The sequence below is a fragment of the Lacipirellula limnantheis genome, from assembly GCF_007746075.1.
GTDB classification, from domain to species: Bacteria; Planctomycetota; Planctomycetia; order Pirellulales; family Lacipirellulaceae; genus Lacipirellula; species Lacipirellula limnantheis.
In genome coordinates this window covers 5,079,662-5,096,393 of sequence record NZ_CP036339.1, presented here as the reverse complement: position 1 = coordinate 5,096,393, position 16,732 = coordinate 5,079,662, and the positions used below count along the sequence as shown (strand labels likewise).

Genomic DNA, 16,732 nt, shown 5'->3' with positions numbered 1-16,732 from the left:
GGCGGAGGGGGGAAGGGGGACCAGGATTGCCAGTGGTCAGTTGTCAGTGGTCAGTTGCTGCTGTCGCCGATGGGGGTTGCCAATGAGAGCAGCGGAGTACGGACTACTGACGACTGACAAATTCACTTGCGCCGTTTGGATGTTTTGTGTTTGGATGGATGCGGCGTTGGTTTGGGGGCCGTGGCGGGCTTCGCGGGGGTTAGGACCGGCGTTGATTCGACGACGGCGCTGGGGCGGTGGTCGTGGGCAATGAGGCCGTCGCGCATGCGGAGGACGCGGTCGGCGGCGGCGGCGATTTCGCTGTCGTGCGTGACCATGACCACGGTTTGCCCGAACTTGCCGACCAGTTCACGGAGGAGCTTCATCACCTGCTCGCCGCCGGCCGTGTCGAGGTTGCCGGTTGGTTCGTCGGCGAGTAGGAGGGTTGGGTTGGTGACGAGCGCGCGGGCGACGGCGACGCGCTGCTGTTCGCCGCCGGAGAGCATGCTGGGAAGATGGTCGACGCGCTTGCCGAGCCCCACCTGCTCGAGGCCGGCGCGGGCGCGTTCGTGGGCCTCGCGTTGTGACAGGCCGTCGAGTTCCAGCGGCAAGGCGGCGTTTTCGAGGGCACTGAGCGTCGGCATCAGGTTGAAGGCCTGAAAGACGAAGCCGATTTGCCGACGGCGGAGGAGCGTGCGGTCGTAATCGTTGAGCGTCGCGACGTCGACGCCGCCGACGAGCACCTGGCCCGAAGTGGGGGTATCGATGGCGCCGAGCATGCTGAGCAGGCTGCTCTTGCCGCAGCCGGAGGGGCCGACGATGGCGGTGAGCTCGCCCTGGTGGATGGCCACGGTGACGCCGCGAACGGCTTCGACGGTCACCTCGCCGGTGACGAAGGACTTCTTGACCTGCCGGGTTTCGGCGGCGCTGGCGACGGGGTGCATGATGGGTCCGGCTGGGGAGTGAATCGCGTGGGCCCGCAGCGAGGCGGGCGGCGGGCCAAGCCCATCAATTTAGCAAGGATCGTGCCGGTTTAGCAGGGATGGCGGGGCTGCGGGGAGTTGCCGCAGGGAGGCTGATGGCGGAAAACGTGAGAAATTGTGCGTTTTGCGGGGTTTGGAAAGAGGGGGCCTAAGTAAAGGCGAAGATCTCACGCAAAGGCGCGAAGGCGCAAAGGAATGGGGGGATACGTTAGGGAACGCTAATCCGTCCTCATCTTCGCTGATCGGAATTCGTGCAGATTAGCGTTCTGCTTTTCATTTTCTTTCTTGCGCCTACGCGCCGCCTTTGCGTGCGATTTTTTCTAGCGCGACGGAGGACGATGAGCGTCGCTCTAAGGGGACACGGGGGCGGGGGCGGTTGTGGAGACGGTCGACGTGGTTGGCTTTTGTTCGGCGCCGGCGGCGGGGTTGGCTTTGGGGTCGCCGGCGGCGTGGATGGCGAGGGCGACCTGGCACTTGGCGCCGCGGCCGAGCTTTTCGGCTTGTTCGAGCGCCGCCCGTTCAGCAATTTCGCGAGTGGCGCCAGGGGCGAAGCCGGCGATGCCGGGGCGGCCGTCGACGGTGGCGATGGCGACCCACTCGGGTCCCCACATGAAGACCTTCGCGTCGGGGGCGGCGCACTGTTTTAAGGCGATCTCTTGGGCTTCTTTCTTCGAACGGGCGTTGCCCGCGGTGGATCCGATCTTGCCGGTCTTCGGCGAGTAGGCAATCGCGGCGACGTAGCCGGCTTTGCGCGCGGCGACGAGCGCAGGATCGCCTTCGAGCTTGCGGAGCTGACGGGCGCGCGAGCCGGCGCTGTGGATGCAAAGCTCGACCCGGCAGGGGGCGCCGTGGGCGCGTCGTTCGCATTCGGCGAGCGCCTTGTGCTGCGCTTCGTCGGCGGTGCCGCCGCGACCGAAGCCAGCGGCGCCGGTGAGGCCTTCCGCCGTGGCGACGGCGACCCATTGGTCTTGGGCCCACATGAAGACCTTGGCGTCGGGCTGGTTGCACGCGCGCATGGCGAGCGACTTAGCGGCGTCTTCGGTGCGGGCTTGACGAGCAGTGTGGCCGATTTTGCCGGTGCTTTGCGAGTAGGCGATGGCGGCGACGTAGCCGGTTTGAGCGATGGCGGCGCGCGGCGCGGCTCCGGCGGCGAGTGCGGTGAAGACGGCGATCGCAGCCAGTGAACGAAGCGAGGTCGAAACGGGCGCGGCAAGATGCGCGCAGCGGCGGACAAGCGACATAACTGAAGCTCCGCGGGAAGAGAAGGGGAGTCCGGAATCGGAATCGACGAGTGGAAAAGACAAGAGCGGACGCCCGCCATGATAAGGGAGCGAGGGCGGCGGGGCAAATCTGCATTTTTCGGCCGCAGAGTCGCTTCGATTTAACCGCCAAGGACGCCAAGAGCGCCAAGGGAATACAGAATAATCGAACCGCCGATGAACGCGGATAAACGCCAATCAGAAAGGGCTATGGCTTGACCTAACTTATTTGCGTTCATCTGCGTTCATCGGCGGTCCCAATTTCTTCCTTGGCGCTCGTGGCGGTTCCGTGATTGACTTTGCGATGCTCATGAAATGCGGAGGAGTTCGCACGCCTGTTGGTAGCCGGGGGCGGCGTAGCCGTGTTCGCTGGCGGTGACGCGGGCCAGGGCGATCAATTGCCGCCAGCGGTACGTCGGGCTGGTCGTTGCGTATTCCTCAGTCACGGTGCGGAAGTACTTCTCGGCGTGGAGGGCGCCGTCTTCGCTGACGGCGTATGTGCGCATGAGGTCGAAGACCGGCTCCGGCGGAAGGGCGAGTTGGCCGTAGCGATCGATCAGCGCGCAGGCGCGGGCCTGGTCGTTTGACTTGATCGCTGCTTCGGTTTCGACGATCAGCTTGTCGCCATCGTTCACTGCGGCGAGTGCTGCGAGCTGTTCGGCGTAGGGGAAGCGCTGGTCCGTGACGTAGCCATGTTGGCCGGCGGTGTGGAAGGCGCCGACGAGGAGGCTGGCGATCTTCGTGCGGCGGTTGCCGACGCGGGCGATGTTGCGCCAGGCGTTGGCGGCGTCGGAGGCGTGGACGCCGACCGAGTCGCCGTGGACGCAGCCGGGCGGTTTGTTGGGGGCGCTGCTCCCGACGCTTCGGCCGGGGTCGTGGAGGACCAACAGGTTGGCGGCGCGGGAGAGCGACTCGCCGATCGCTTCAGGGTCGAACCCTTCGGCGAGCGCGGCGGCGACGGCGGTCGCCGCTTCTTCGTGCGTGCCGGTGAAGACGGTTTGGGCGAGTTGTTCGGTCCACTGATCATCGGCCTCGCGCGTGCCGAGTTTGACGCCGAGCAGCTTGTACTCGTCGAGCAGCCGCGGCAGGAGCTCGCGGACCTTGGATTCCGGATAGTTCTTTTCGTGCATTCTCTGCTCGACGTCGAGACAATAGCGCACGGACTGCCGCAGTAGCGTTTGGGCGTATTCTTCGCCGGCAAGATCGAGCATGACCCAGGCGCGCCACGAGAAGACGACGCGGTGGACGTCATTTTCGTCCTCGACGGCGAACTGGAGATCGTTGAATGCATCTTCCGGCGAGGCGGCGACGCGAGCGGCGAATTGCGATTCGGCGCGCTGCCAATCGACGGCGCGGACGGCGTCGCGCAGTTGCGCGCCGCTGAGGAGGGGATCGGGAGCGGCGTGGGCTTCGATGGGGGCGAGCGTGTCGTGATCGTTCTTGCCTTGCTCCTGGATGCGGCTGCTGTTGCGGTAGATGACTTTCAGCACCGGGAGAGCGCGGCGCGCAGCGGGGAGTTCTTGGGATATCTGCAGCGCTGGGGCGAGGGCCATGAACGTGTGGAAGCCGGTGTAGTCTTGACCGCCGAAGGCGCGGGCGTTGGCGAGGGCGGCGGCGCTGACGAGCGTCTTCAGATCGACGCCGGAGTTCAGTCGCTGGACGAGCAGCGGCATCAGCTTCTCGGCTGGCGTCTCTTGCATGAGGGCGACGAGCGGCTCGAGGGCGCCGAACGTGAGGCGATCGGGATTGGCGTCGTCGATGTTCGCGGCGAATGATTTGACGAGGCCAAGTTCCAGCGTGGCGGCGGAACCGATGCTGGCGACCAGCATGCCGCGGCCCACGTCGGCGAGGAAATCGCGGCGACGGCGAACGTTCATGACGACGCTCCGGACTGAGAGGAGGGGAGTTTCCCGAGATCGGGGAACTGCCGTTCAGTCTAGTTGAGCGAGGCGGGTGGGCCTAATTTGCCTTGAAGCAGGAGGGTTCGGTGAGATCAAACCGGTACGAGGGCGTCGCGTGCGAAGGGGTCGGGGACGTTTTGTCGCTGGGTGGTTTGCTGGCAAATGCATATCGCCAGCGACAAAAGGTCCCCGACCCCGTGTGGCGTGCCGTTGGCCTGGGGCGACGCAGACTGGTCGCTGAAGCGAACAGTCCGATAAGGAACGACAGCGATTGAGTGTTTTACTCTTCGCTGTCGTGAGCGGCTTCTTTGTCTTGCGACGCTTCGCCTGCGCCGTGGCCGTGAGCTTGGATGGCTTGGTCGCTGAGGGGAACGAGTTCCCGGTAGGAGGGGAGCGCCATGTCAGCCGGGGCGCGCGTCGGAAGCCAGGAGCGCGTCATGTAGTCGGCCATCATCAGGCTGAGCATTATGGCGAGCCAAATGACGCCGGCCGAGACCGCAATCCAGGTGAGGCGCGGCGAGTTGAGCACGTGCATGAAGATGAGGACCACCAGAATCGCCTTGGTGAAGGCAATTGCCAAGGCGACGACGAGGTTCCAGCTTCCCAGTGGCACGTACGACACGGCCACGGTCGCCAGGAGGCCGACCATGAGCGCCCCGTAAACGAGGAAGTAGGCGCCTAGGCCAGTATGTTCGTCGGCGTTGGACATGGCAGTGGGGGAGGCGGTACGGGGTGATGGGGTCGAGCGGCCGCGGGAGGCTGAGTTAGCTGTCAGCGATCAGCTGTCAACGTTCAGCCAAACATCATTTCCTACTGTCTCGCTGACCGCTGACTGCTGAACGCTGACTGCTTCTTACAACGCCGGCGGCGCCGTGATGGCGCGGTCGACCAGGTACAGCAGGGGAAACAGGAAAATCCAGACCAAGTCGACGAAGTGCCAGTAGAGGCCAATCACTTCGACGCCGAGGGAATTGCCGTCGCGGTACTCGTTGCGGAAGGCGGCCGGGATGAACATCGCCATCAGGACGACGCCGATGATCATGTGAAGAGCATGGATGCCGGTCATGCCGAAGTAGAGGCCGAAGAAGATTTTGGTGGGGCCGGGATCGGCGCCGCCCCAGTCGAAGGGCAGATCGAGCAGCGGCGCGATGTTGTGATGGAACTTGGTGTAGTACTCGTACGCTTTGATGCCGAGGAAGATGGCGCCGAGGAAGATCGTCCCGATGAGCATCCAGCCGACTTTGCGGCTTTCGCCGGTGTGAGCGTAGCGGACGCCGAGCGCCACGGTGAGACTGCTGGTGAGCAGGATGAACGTATTGAACGTGCCGAGCCACACGTCGAGCTCGTTGCTCGCGTGGGCGAAGGCCATGGGGTATTGCCAGCGGTAGATCATGTAAACGCCGATCGCGCCGCCGAAGAACATGACTTCGGTGACCAGAAACGTCCACATCCCGAGGACGCAGGCGTCGTACTGTTGATCCCAGTCGTCGAAATGGTGCGCGACGACCGGCGTGCGTTTAGCCGTGGCGCTCGGCAGGGTGGCGGTGGTACTCATAAGCCTCGAAATCGACGACGGGGGTTTCGATGAAGTTTTCGGTGGGCGGGGGCGAGGAGGTCATCCACTCCAGGCCGACGGCGTTCCAGGGATTGGCAGGCGCCTTGGCCCCGTACTTCAGCGACCAGATCAGGTAAGTAATGGGAAACAAATAGGCGATGCCGAGGATCGACGCGCCGGCGGTCGACATGACGTTGAGCACCTGGAAGCCTTCGTCGTAGACGTGGTAGCGACGGGGCATGCCGAGGTAGCCGAGGATGAACTGCGGAAAGAACGTGAGGTTGAAGCCGACGAACACGAGGACGGCGGAGAAGCGCGCCCAACCTTCGGGGTACATCTTGCCGGTCATCTTGGGCCACCAGTAGTGGATGCCGCCAAGGTAGGCCATGACCGTGCCGCCGACCATCACGTAGTGGAAGTGAGCGACGACGAAGTAGGTGTCGTGGACATGGACGTCGATGCCGAGGGTGGCTAGGAAGAGCCCGGTCAGCCCGCCGATCGTGAAGAGCCCCAAAAAACCCATCGCGTAGAGCAGCGGCGTATTGAAGGTGACTTCGCCGCGCCAGAGGGTCAGCGTCCAGTTGAAAACTTTGATTGCCGAGGGAATGGCGATGAGCATGCTCAGCACCGAAAAGACCATGCCGGCGTAGAGGCTTTGGCCCGAGACGAACATGTGATGGCCCCAGACCAGGAAGCCGAGGACGGCGATCGCGAGGCTGGCAAACGCGACGAGCTTGTAGCCGAACACGCGGTTGCGCGAGAACGCGGCGACGAGCTCGCTGATGACGCCCATGGCCGGCAGCACCATGATGTAGACCGCCGGGTGGGAATAGAACCAGAACAAATGCTGAAACAGCACCGGATCGCCGCCGAGGCGGGGGTCGAAGATGCCGATCTTCAGCCCGCGTTCCAGGGCCACCAGCAAGATGGTGATCGCCAGGACGGGCGTGCCGAGGACCATGATCAGGGCGGTGGCGTAGTTCGACCAGACGAACAGCGGCAGGCGAAACCAGGTCATCCCCGGGCAGCGCATCTTGTGGACAGTGACGATGAAATTCAGACCAGTAAGGATCGACGAGAAGCCGGTAATGAAGATGCCGACCGCCGTCGCCATGACGTAGGTGTTGCTATAGGTGCTGCTGTAGGGGGTGTAGAAAGTCCACCCCGTGTCGACGCCGCCGGCGACGGTGACGTAGAGCGTGAAGATGCCGCCGATCATGAAGAGATACCAGCTCATGAGGTTGAGCTTGGGGAACGCCATGTCGCGGGCGCCGATCATGATCGGGATCAAGAAGTTTCCCAGGACTCCCGGAATGCCGGGAACCAGGAAGAAAAAGATCATGATGATGCCGTGGAGCGTGAAGAGCTTGTTATAGGTCTCCGACTCGACGAGATCGGACTGCGGCGTCATCAGTTCCAAGCGGAAGATGCCGGCCGCGGCGCCGCCGAGCAGGAAGAAGAAGGTGATGCCGGCGAGGTAGAGCAAGCCGATCCGTTTGTGATCGACCGTGAGCAACCACGAGCGGACCGTCCACGCGACGTTGAGGTAGTTCTTCGGCTCCCGAACGATGGGGGCGGGGGCCGTTTCGTGTTCGAGAACGGCGCTCATGGCGTGGTCCCTTGGCTATCGGTGGCTGCGTTGTCTTCGGCGGCAGGAGCGGCAGGCTCGGCAGCGGGTTCAGCTGCTGCGGGCTCCGTGGGGGGGGCGAGAGTGTTTGGCTCTTCTCGCTTCGCCGCCAGCGGCGCCCCTAATGTCTTGATGTAGGCGATGAGGTGCATCACGCCCTCTTCGCTGATTTGGCCTTCGTAGGTCGGCATGATCTGCTGGTAGCCGGCGACCTGCTTCTGCGCGGGGCGGAGGATCGACTCGCGGATGTAGGTTTCGTCGGCGGTGACGGTCTGGCCGCCGGCGAGCGGGACGCGGCTCTGGAAGAGCCCTTCCAGCGTCGGGCCGCGGGCGCCCTCTTCGCTGGCCGGGCGATGGCAGGTGCCGCACTGGTACTGCTCGAACAGCTTGCGACCCGTTTCGGCCGGAGGTTCGTCGCTGGCGGCGTCGCCGCTCATCCAGCGGGCGAAATCTTCCGGCGACTGGACGATCACCTTGCCGATCATGCGGCTGTGGTTGGTGCCGCAATACTCGGCGCAGTTAAATCGGTACTCGCCGGGCTCGGTGGCCTCGAACCAGATTGAGGTGTAGCGGCCGGGGAGGACGTCTTGCTTGGTGCGGAAGGCCGGGACGAAAAAGCTGTGAATGACGTCCTGGCTGACCATCGTGAGCTTGACGGGCTGGCCCGTGGGGATGTGCAGGGTGTCGATCTCGCGGCGGCCGTCGGCGTGCTGGAACTTCCACATCCATTGCTTGGCGACGACCGTGATCGGCATGGCCTGCTCGGGAGCGCGGAACAGAAAGAAGCAGACCTTGGCGCCCCAGAGAAAGATCCCCATCAGGATGGGGAACGAGATTGCCATCGCGATGTATTCGATCGTGTTGCCGTGCGCGACGTGGTCGCGATTGACGTTGTTGGCGCGGCGGTAGCGGATCGCCAGATAGGTGACGAGCCCGGCGACGAACACCGAAAGGACGACCGACAGCACGACCATAAAGAGGTAGAGCGCGTCGACCTTGCCGGCGGCGGTGGAGGCAGCGTCGGGGAATATTTGGAATTCGGTATTCATTCCGTGGTCCCCCTCCCTCGGAGGGAGGGGTGAGGGGAGGGGAGTCTCTTCGTTGTGTTGTTTGGGCGAATGTTCTTTGGCGATCGAAAGCGGGTGGACGAAGCGGGCGGAAGTTTAGCTGCTCGGGATGTGTCCACCGGCTGAGCCGGTGGCTTCTATCGAGTTCACTTTGGCTTGGACTCGGTAATCCTTGCGAATCGAGAAGCCGATGAAGCCGATCATGACGGCGACGGTCAGGATGCCGCCGGCCCGCACTAAGTTGAGAATGGCCAGGCCATACTTGCCGTTGGTCGGGTCGTAGTGGAGGCAGAGCAATAGCAACTCGTCGACCGGCGAACCGATCTGGCCCTGCGAGGCTTCGACCAAGCCAAGCCGCACGTCGCGAGTGGGGTAGTCGATGCCGTAGAAGTAACGCGAGACGCGACCCTCGGGCGTCAGCAGGACGATGCCGCTGGCGTGGGCGTACTCGCCGCTCTTTTTGTCGTAGACGTATTGGAAGCCGACCGACTCGGCGGCGGCCTTCACTGTCTGCTGGTCGCCGATGAGGAAGTTCCAGCCGGTGGGATCGCCCTCGCGGTTGAAGGCATGGACGACCGAGTTCTTCTTGTCGGCGGCAATTTCGATCGTATCGGTGGCGTCGAAGCTGACGACGACGACGTTGAAATCCTTGCCGGCTTCGAAGTCGATCGCCTGCAGCACCTTCGCCACGCCGTTGAGCACCATGTTGCAGAGGCGCGGGCAGCGGTAGTAGGCCAGCACGAAGACGGTTGGCTTGCCGTCCATGCACTCGGCGATGGTGGTTTCTTTGCCGTCGGAGTTGGTGAACTTGGCGTTGACGTCGACCTGATTGTCGAGCCGCTGGTGGAACTGCACCTCTTTGATGGCGACCGCGTCGGGCGACATCAGCATGGGGGAGAGCTCTTCGTCGCTGGCGGCGCGGAGGGGGGCGACGCCTAGCGTGAGGGCGAGCATGGTCGCTGAAGCGACCATGCCGATGGTGCGCTGCGTGCGCGTCGTGTGAGGGGGACGATTGGTCATTGCTTGGCCTCGCCTTCGGCCGCGACGCCTTGGGCGACGGGGGGCCAATCGGGAAAGCCGCGTTCGGCGGTCAACTCGATCGCTCGGTCGATCGGAATGCGGACCAGGCCTCGGTCGCGGTCAATCCAAGCCGCTTCGTGGATCAGCTTGTCCTGGGCTTCGCGATGCAGACGCAGATCGAGACGTTCGGCCACTTGCAGCAGCGGCCCGGGCGGCGGGGCGGGTTCGCCCGGCTCGGCCAGCGGCGATGGCGAAACGTCGGCCCGTTCGGCTTCGTCGAGAAAAATGTCGAACAGCCCGATCATCAGCGCGCCGGTGATGATCATCGTGATCGCGAGCGCGGCGAGGAAAATGCCGAGACTCTTGATGCTGACGTCGCTGTCCTCGTGAACGTGAGCGGTCGTCGTATGGAGATGGGGGATTTCGTCTTGATCAGCCATGACGGGCTCCCTTCTTCTTGTTCTTGGCGGCGACAGCTTCAGCCTGGGCGAACGTCTTTGGCTGACGCAGCGTGAAGACCAGCCACCAAATGCCGCCGATCGCGGCGGTGAGACCGGCGTCGATCCAGGGGAAGAACGGATGATACTCGCCGTGGTGTGCGTGCGCTTGGACCGCCGGCTCGACGTACCAGACGTACATCACCCACTCCATGACGACGATCAACGTCGCCATGAAGCCGAGGCGGGCCGGGTTCCGTTTCCACTCGCGACTGAGCAGGCCGAAAAACGGCACCATCCAGTGGAACGCGAGCAGCGACAGCGCCACCCACAGCCAGCCATGTTCCAGCCGGCGGATGACCCAGACGACTTCTTCCGGCAGATTGCCGTACCAGATGATGAAGAGCTGCGAGAACTGGACGTACATCCAGAACATGATCAGCCCAGACATCAACTTGCCGAGATCGTGGAACTCATGGATCTGCAGCTTGGAGAGCTCGCCGCGACTGCGAGCAGCACGGGTCGCCAGGGCGATCGATAGGGCGAGGGCGCCGACGCCTTGAGCGGCGAAGATGATCACGCCGTAGATGGCCGAGAACCAGTGGGGTTCGAGCGACATCATCCAGTCGATCGACGAGAACGTCACGGCGAGCCCGTGCAGACCGAGGCCAATGCCGCTGAAGCGACGGAAGCGATTGTAGGCGGGGGTGTCAGGAGCGGCATTGGCGCGGCCCTGCCAGCTAAGCAGGCCAACCAGCGAAATCCAGAGCGTGAAGTAGATCGCCGCGCGGATATAGAAGCCGCTCGGATTGAGATAGAACTTGGCCTTGTACTGCAGCATCGCGTCGCCCTCGACGACGGCAGGATCGGCCCACTCGTAGATCTGCTTCAGGTTGAGCGCGATGGGGATGAACAGGATCGCCATCACAGGGATCAGCCCGGCCGCGGCGCGGAGGTAGGGCCGCACCGGCTCCATCCACTTGCCGCCCGTGAGATTGTGGAGCAGCAGCAGCGCCATGCTGCCGAGGGCGAGGCCGTTCCAAAAGAGCCACGCGACCAAATAGGAAGCGAAGAACTGATGGTGATTCTGATTCCAACCGATCGCCCCGACGATAGCGCCGACGACGATCGCCCCGCCTGCCAATTGCAGCGGGGAACGGGCGGCCGGTTGTTGGTTCGAGGCGGGGGTCACGGAGCGCTCGGCGTCGGGGTGGCGGCGGTGGGCTGAGTTTCGAGTTGCTGGCGCTCGGCGTCGGAGAGATCGTCGACCTTGGCGTACTGGGTGAGCTGCAACGCGCGGATGTAGGCGGCGATCGCCCAGCGATCGTCCACGGGAATCTGCGAGGCGTAGCTCGGCATGACGCCGAAGCCGTTGGTGGCCACGTCGAAGAAGTGACCGATCGGCGTGCCGCGGAGGCGCTCGCTATGGTAGGTCGGCGGCTTGCGATAGCCGCGGAGGACGATCATGCCGTCGCCGTCGCCCGAGCGACCATGGCAGTTGCTGCAGAAAATATTGAACCGCTGCTCGCCGCGCTTCAACAGGACGGCGTCGAGCTTTAACTCGGGCGGCAACTCGTCGGTGAGTTGGCCGTTGACTTTGCCGGTGAGGATCACGCTATCGGGTGAGATGGCGCCATACTCGACGACTCCTTCCACTAACGGCCGCGAGGAGCGGCCGTCGTCGAAGAACGCGTTCTTCTCCAGCGGCTCAAGGCGCGGCTGGTCGTACATGTCGCGGTGGCAGCCGACGAGCGCCAGCAGCGCCAGCGCGGCAGGCGGCAGAACGGCGAGCGTTCGGGCCGAGCGGCGAGCAGATTGTGGCGATCGCGAGGGCATCGAGGCGATGGTTGTTAGGCGCGGGGCGCTAGTTGGCTTGACGGCGGTCAATTTTCGACGCTCGTGACGTGGGTGGCGCCGATGCTGCGGAGGAAGTCGCTGGCTAACGCTTCGTCGAACTTCTTGTCGGCCGACTCGATGCAGAGGAAAAACCGGTTCTGCGAGGCTTGATTGAAATCGTCGACGTTGAATAGCGGGTGATACGGCATCGGCAATCCGTTGAGGGCGAGCATGCCGAGCACAGCGGTGATGGCGGCGCCGAGGATCGTCGTTTCGAAGGTCACTGGAATGAACGCGGGCCAACTGTGGACGGGGCGGCCGCCGATGTTCATGGGGTAGGCGATCACCGAGCAGTAGTAACAGAGGCCGTAGCCGGCGAGACCGCCGATGATGCCGCCGAGCAGCACCAGCAGCGGCAGCTTGGTCCGCTTGGCGCCGAGCGCTTCGGCCAGGCCGTGGATCGGCATGGGGGCGTAGGCATCGGTGCGGACGTAGCCTGCTTCGCGCACTTTGTGGGCGGCTTCGAGCAACGAGTCGGCGTCGGCGAATTCGCCCAGCACGCCGTAAAGGGGCGACGGCTCGGGAGCGCCGTGAGGGCTAGTCATGGTGGTGCTCCTCCTCGGACTTATGCAGGAGCTCGCGCATTTCGAAGATCGAAATCACCGGCAAGAAGCGGATGAACAGGAACAACAGGAAGAAGAAGACGCCGATCGTGCCGATGTACGTCGACCAGTCCCAGAACGTGGGGTAGAACATGCCCCACGACGAGGGGAGAAAGTCGCGGTGCAGGCTGGTGATGACGATGACGAAGCGTTCGAGCCACATGCCGATGTTGGCCACGATCGCGATGCACCATAACAGCACGGGCGAGAGGCGAATCGCGCGGAACCACAACAACTGCGGCGTCAGCACATTGCACAGAATGAGCGACCAGAACGCCGGGGCATAGGGGCCGACCATGCGGTTGCGGGTGAGATATTCTTCGTAAGTGTTCGCACTGTAGAAGCCGAAGAAGACCTCCATCACATAGCCATACGAGACCATCAAACTGGTGGCGAGCATCACCTTGGCCATGTTTTCCAAGTGGCGGTCGGTGATGAAGTCTTGCAGGCCGTAGGCCGCCCGCAGCGGAATGGCGAGAGTGAGCACCATCGCGAAGCCAGAGTAGATGGCGCCCGCGACGAAGTAGGGAGGGAACAGCGTATTGTGCCAGCCGGGAATGATCGACATCGCGAAGTCGAAGCCGACCACCGTATGGACCGAGACGACCAACGGCGTGGCGATGCCGGCGAGCAGCAAGTAAGCGGCGTCGAACCGGCGCCAATGGCGAGCCGAACCGCGCCAGCCGAAGGAGAGGATGCCGTAGGTTACTTTGCCGAAGCGGTTTTGAGCGCGATCGCGCAGCGTGGCGAGGTCGGGAATCAGACCGGTGTACCAGAACAAAAACGACACGGTCATGTAGGTCGACACGGCGAACACGTCCCACAAGAGCGGACTGCGGAACTGCGGCCAGATTCCCATCGTGTTGGGGATGGGCATCAGCCAGTAAAAGAGCCAGATGCGGCCCAAGTGGAGCAAGGGATACATGCCGGCGCAAACGACGGCGAACAGCGTCATCGCTTCCGCGAAGCGGTTGATGCTCGTGCGCCATGACTGGTTGAGCAGCAGGAGCACCGCGGAGATCAACGTGCCGGCGTGGCCGATGCCGACCCACCAGACGAAGATGACGATGGCAAAACCCCAGCCGACGGGGACGTTGATGCCCCAGATGCCGACGCCGCGGGCGATCAGGTAGACCACGCTCACCAGGAAGACCTGGACGAGCATGAACGAAATCGCGAGCCCGAACAGCCAACCGCGAGACGTCCCCTTCGTCAGGACGATCGAGCTGATTTTGTCGGTGATCGAACCGTAGCTATGGCCCGGCGCAAGAACAGGCGCTTCCGCAAGGGCGGCAGTCGCCGATCGTTGATCGCTATGAACGGTGGCCATGGCGGGCGCCTGGGATGCTCCGGTGATCGAAAAACTTGCCTAGGCAAGCGCGGGGTTGGGGTTTCGCAAACGAACCAGGTACGTCGTCCGCGGACGAACGCCGAGTTCCGACAGGGCGCCGTAGTTTCGGGCGTCGGCCTTTAGTTTGGCGACGCGGCTCTCTTTGTCGTTGATGTTGCCGAAGACAATCGCCTCCGACGGGCAGGCTTGCTGACAGGCCGTCTGCAACGTGCCGTCGACGATTGAGGGTTCGACGCCGCCCGCGACGCCATCTTTCTTCGCGTCGATGCGCGCGTGATTGATGCGCTGGACGCAGTAGGTGCACTTCTCCATGACGCCGCGATTGCGGACCGTCACGTCGGGGTTGCGCATCAGCTGCAGGACGGGCGTTTCGGTGTCCTGGTACTGGAAGAAGTTGAAGCGGCGCACCTTGTAGGGGCAGTTGTTCGAGCAGTAGCGCGTGCCGACGCAGCGGTTGTAGGTCATTTCGTTCAGACCTTCGTCGCTATGAGTCGTCGCAGCCACCGGGCAGACGACTTCGCACGGCGCCTTCTCGCAATGCTGGCAGAGCATCGGCTGATGGATCGACTCGGGATTCTCGGGATCGCCCGAGTAGTACGTATCGATCCGAATCCAGGCCATCTCGCGGTAGTTGAGCACCTGCTCCTTACCGACGATCGGGACGTTGTTTTCCGCCTGGCAGGCCATCACGCACGAGTTGCAGCCGCTGCACTTGTTCAGATCGATCGCCATGCCCCAGGCGAAGGCTTGCTCGTCGTAGTTCTCCCACATCGGCAGGAGCGACTCGAACGGGCCACGAACGGCGTCGGACAGAATCGATTTGGGATCGGCCTTGAACTGAGCGACCGTCGATGCGTGGACGATGTTGCGGCCGTCGATGTCATGATGCGTCTGCGTGCGGGCGAGCGCCATCTTTTGGCCGGTCTTTTCCAGCTTGGCGTCGCGGGCGACGTGGCCGCCGTGGGTCGTACGGAACTTGTAGGCGTTGAAGCCAATCTTCGAACCGGTGTTGCCGGCCCGCTGGCGGCCGTAGCCGAAGTGGCAGGTGATGCTGCCGGGGGCGTGGCCTGGCAGCACGCAAATGGGGCCGTTGACCTCTTGGCCCCCCGACTTGATGGTAACCACGTCGCCCGTTTCCAGCGCGAGCTCCTTAGCATCGGCGGGGCCGATGAGGACGGCGTTGTCCCAGGTGAGTTTCGTGAGCGGTTTGGGGGCTTCCTGCAACCAGCCGTTGTTGGCGTAGCGGCCGTCGCCGATCGTGGGATCGGGCAGCAGCACCAGCTCGAACGTCAGGTCTCCCTGGGCGCCGGCGACCTCTGGCAAGTTGGCCACCGCGTCGGCTTGAATCGCTGGCGTCTGCGGTGCGAACGCCGTGTCGGCGATGACGCCGTCGGCTAGCGCCTGGTGCCAGCCGCGATCGAAGCCGCCGCCGAGTTGCGCCTGCCAAGTGGCTCGAACAATGTCGTAGCTGGTCTGAATCGTGGGGTCGACCAGCGCGGAGATCACTTCGTGCGCGGTGCGGCCGGCGTAGAGCGGGGCGATCAGCGGCTGCACGATCGACGCCGTGCCGTCGTACCCTCGGACGTCGCTCCACGCTTCCAGGTAATGGGCCGCCGGAATGTGCCAGTGGCAGAGCTCGGAGGTTTCGTCGTCGTACAGACTCAAGTGGACGGCGAGCTTTGTCTTGCGGATCGCTTGGGCGAAATTGAGGTCGGCCGGCGCGTCGTAGACCGGGTTTCCTTCGAGGATGACCAACAGCTGCACCTGCCCGGCGTTAAGCGCGTCGGTCAACTCGCGGATCGACGCCGCTGAATCCTCGGCGCCAGCGGCGATGGGTTCGATGAACTTCACGGTCGGACCAACGTTGCCCAGCTCGGCGTTGATGGCATGGGCAAGCGCGTGAGCCGGGGCGGGGAGGTGATCGCCGACGACGATCAGCGACCGGCCGCGCTTCGACTGCAGATCGTCGGCCACGGCGGTGAGCCACTTGGGGTCGACGCCGCTGGGCAGGTCGGCGGGGGGGGCTCCGGCGACTTCGAGTTGGCGCGCCAGGGCGCGAAGAAACTGTTCGGATTGCGACGGGGTCAGCGGCAGGCGATGGTCGGCGGCGCCGCCTGTGGGAGTGTAGGTGCTCTCAAAAGCGTACAGGCGGTTCGTCTCGATGCCGGGGTAGGCCGTTTCGCTCTCGACGCCGCGCCGCGACATGAAGTCGTGCGAGTAGCGGACCGAGGCGCCGCCGCGGGACAGAAAATCGGCGTCGCATGCGACCACGACATCGGCATTGGTGAAGTCGTAGATTGGCGACAAGTCGGCGCCAAACGCCAGCAGCGCGCCCTGTCGAGCGTTGTCGCGACTGACGGGCTCGTATTGATGCCATCGCGCCTGCGGCAGCGCGGCGAGCAGCGCCTCGCGCTGGCGGGCGAGCGTCGGCGACGTCACCGGCGGGCTCAGGATGCGCAATCCGGCGCCGTCTCCGCCAACGGGCAACGCGCCGCGGACGCCGTCGACGAACTCGCTCCAGGTGCCGATGATGCCGATGTGCTTGACCGTCTGCGAACGGTCGGGGTCGTACATCGTCAGGATCGATGCTTGGGCGAAGGCGTCGGTGGCGCCGAGGCTCGCCGAATGAAGTTTGTTGCCTTCGAGCTTCGTCGGCCGGCCCATGTTGCTGGTAGCGACGAGTCCCAAGGCGCCGTCGCTCGCGGGCATCGCCGTGGCGAAGTAGTTCGGCAGTCCTGGCGTGATCCGCTCAGGCTGGCGGACGTAGGGCATGATCTTTTCCGAAGGCGCCTTGCTGCACCCTTGGGCGCCGGCGAGCGCGACCGAGGCGGCCATCAACTGCAGGAAGCGGCGGCGGTCGGTGGGCGATTGTTCCCAAACCGAAGCGAGACGCGGAAATTCGCGCACCAGTCGCTCTTCGAAGGCAGGATCGCCCGCTAATTCCTCGAAGCTCCGCCAGAACGTCGGCATCGCGGCAGGCTCCGAAGAAGCCTCGCTCTGGGGCGGCTTATGATGGCAACTCACGACTGATCCTTCTCAGCTCACCGTCGCATAG

Annotated in this window: 14 protein-coding genes; all 14 read right to left on the bottom strand. The window is 63.9% G+C overall.

The annotated features are described in order from the left end of the window. Window positions 1–122 precede the first annotated feature (122 nt). Entirely contained in the window at window positions 123–923 is an 801-nt protein-coding gene (locus I41_RS19815) for an ABC transporter ATP-binding protein (protein ID WP_145434662.1), read from the bottom strand. A gap of 389 nt (window positions 924–1,312) precedes the next feature. After that, a complete protein-coding gene (locus I41_RS19810) occupies window positions 1,313–2,203 on the bottom strand; it encodes a DUF4189 domain-containing protein (RefSeq protein WP_145434661.1) in 891 nt (296 codons plus the stop codon). Window positions 2,204–2,529: 326 nt separating this feature from the next. Beyond that, a complete protein-coding gene (locus I41_RS19805) occupies window positions 2,530–4,098 on the bottom strand; it encodes a hypothetical protein (protein WP_145434660.1) in 1,569 nt (522 codons plus the stop codon). 304 nt (window positions 4,099–4,402) lie between these two features. Next, window positions 4,403–4,831 carry a cytochrome C oxidase subunit IV family protein gene (locus tag I41_RS19800; protein ID WP_145434659.1) on the bottom strand — a complete coding sequence of 143 codons (429 nt, stop codon included), beginning with the start codon at window positions 4,829–4,831 and terminating at the stop codon, window positions 4,403–4,405. A gap of 144 nt (window positions 4,832–4,975) precedes the next feature. Beyond that, on the bottom strand, window positions 4,976–5,677 hold the full coding sequence (locus I41_RS19795) for a cytochrome c oxidase subunit 3 family protein (RefSeq protein ID WP_145434658.1): 702 nt from the start codon (window positions 5,675–5,677) through the stop codon (window positions 4,976–4,978). Further along, window positions 5,640–7,286 (bottom strand): cytochrome c oxidase subunit I, encoded by a 1,647-nt coding sequence (gene ctaD / locus I41_RS19790; RefSeq protein ID WP_145434657.1) that lies wholly within the window; start codon window positions 7,284–7,286, stop codon window positions 5,640–5,642. Before ctaD ends, I41_RS19795 begins: the two co-directional genes overlap by 38 nt. Further along, window positions 7,283–8,353: a cytochrome c oxidase subunit II gene (gene coxB / locus I41_RS19785; protein WP_145434656.1), complete on the bottom strand. Its 1,071-nt coding sequence runs from the start codon at window positions 8,351–8,353 to the stop codon at window positions 7,283–7,285. The genes ctaD and coxB overlap by 4 nt, the downstream gene beginning before the upstream one ends. Window positions 8,354–8,467: 114 nt before the next feature. Next, on the bottom strand, window positions 8,468–9,391 hold the full coding sequence (locus I41_RS19780) for an SCO family protein (protein WP_145434655.1): 924 nt from the start codon (window positions 9,389–9,391) through the stop codon (window positions 8,468–8,470). Next, window positions 9,388–9,831, bottom strand: coding sequence for a hypothetical protein (locus I41_RS19775; RefSeq protein WP_145434654.1), 444 nt, complete (start codon window positions 9,829–9,831; stop codon window positions 9,388–9,390). The genes I41_RS19780 and I41_RS19775 overlap by 4 nt, the downstream gene beginning before the upstream one ends. Then, window positions 9,824–11,020 carry a hypothetical protein gene (locus I41_RS19770; protein WP_145434653.1) on the bottom strand — a complete coding sequence of 399 codons (1,197 nt, stop codon included), beginning with the start codon at window positions 11,018–11,020 and terminating at the stop codon, window positions 9,824–9,826. Before I41_RS19770 ends, I41_RS19775 begins: the two co-directional genes overlap by 8 nt. Further along, window positions 11,017–11,664: a c-type cytochrome gene (locus tag I41_RS19765; protein WP_145434652.1), complete on the bottom strand. Its 648-nt coding sequence runs from the start codon at window positions 11,662–11,664 to the stop codon at window positions 11,017–11,019. The genes I41_RS19770 and I41_RS19765 overlap by 4 nt, the downstream gene beginning before the upstream one ends. Before the next feature lie 47 nt (window positions 11,665–11,711). Beyond that, complete coding sequence (locus tag I41_RS19760; RefSeq protein WP_210421008.1) at window positions 11,712–12,269, bottom strand: DUF3341 domain-containing protein; 558 nt, start codon at window positions 12,267–12,269, stop codon at window positions 11,712–11,714. After that, complete coding sequence (gene nrfD / locus I41_RS19755) at window positions 12,262–13,656, bottom strand: NrfD/PsrC family molybdoenzyme membrane anchor subunit (protein WP_145434651.1); 1,395 nt, start codon at window positions 13,654–13,656, stop codon at window positions 12,262–12,264. The genes I41_RS19760 and nrfD overlap by 8 nt, the downstream gene beginning before the upstream one ends. Window positions 13,657–13,695: 39 nt before the next feature. Next, entirely contained in the window at window positions 13,696–16,647 is a 2,952-nt protein-coding gene (locus tag I41_RS19750; protein WP_145434650.1) for a TAT-variant-translocated molybdopterin oxidoreductase, read from the bottom strand. Window positions 16,648–16,732: the final 85 nt, after the last annotated feature.

Excerpts from the sequence above, each read along its gene's own strand:
- I41_RS19815 (WP_145434662.1), bottom strand. The coding sequence starts at position 923 with ATGCACCCCGTCGCCAGCGCCGCCGAAACCCGGCAGGTCAAGAAGTCC.
- I41_RS19810 (WP_145434661.1), bottom strand. The coding sequence starts at position 2,203 with ATGTCGCTTGTCCGCCGCTGCGCGCATCTTGCCGCGCCCGTTTCGACC.
- I41_RS19805 (WP_145434660.1), bottom strand. The coding sequence starts at position 4,098 with ATGAACGTTCGCCGTCGCCGCGATTTCCTCGCCGACGTGGGCCGCGGC.
- I41_RS19800 (WP_145434659.1), bottom strand. The coding sequence starts at position 4,831 with ATGTCCAACGCCGACGAACATACTGGCCTAGGCGCCTACTTCCTCGTT.
- I41_RS19795 (WP_145434658.1), bottom strand. The coding sequence starts at position 5,677 with ATGAGTACCACCGCCACCCTGCCGAGCGCCACGGCTAAACGCACGCCG.
- ctaD (WP_145434657.1), bottom strand. The coding sequence starts at position 7,286 with ATGAGCGCCGTTCTCGAACACGAAACGGCCCCCGCCCCCATCGTTCGG.
- coxB (WP_145434656.1), bottom strand. The coding sequence starts at position 8,353 with ATGAATACCGAATTCCAAATATTCCCCGACGCTGCCTCCACCGCCGCC.
- I41_RS19780 (WP_145434655.1), bottom strand. The coding sequence starts at position 9,391 with ATGACCAATCGTCCCCCTCACACGACGCGCACGCAGCGCACCATCGGC.
- I41_RS19775 (WP_145434654.1), bottom strand. The coding sequence starts at position 9,831 with ATGGCTGATCAAGACGAAATCCCCCATCTCCATACGACGACCGCTCAC.
- I41_RS19765 (WP_145434652.1), bottom strand. The coding sequence starts at position 11,664 with ATGCCCTCGCGATCGCCACAATCTGCTCGCCGCTCGGCCCGAACGCTC.
- I41_RS19760 (WP_210421008.1), bottom strand. The coding sequence starts at position 12,269 with ATGACTAGCCCTCACGGCGCTCCCGAGCCGTCGCCCCTTTACGGCGTG.
- nrfD (WP_145434651.1), bottom strand. The coding sequence starts at position 13,656 with ATGGCCACCGTTCATAGCGATCAACGATCGGCGACTGCCGCCCTTGCG.
- I41_RS19750 (WP_145434650.1), bottom strand. The coding sequence starts at position 16,647 with ATGCCGACGTTCTGGCGGAGCTTCGAGGAATTAGCGGGCGATCCTGCC.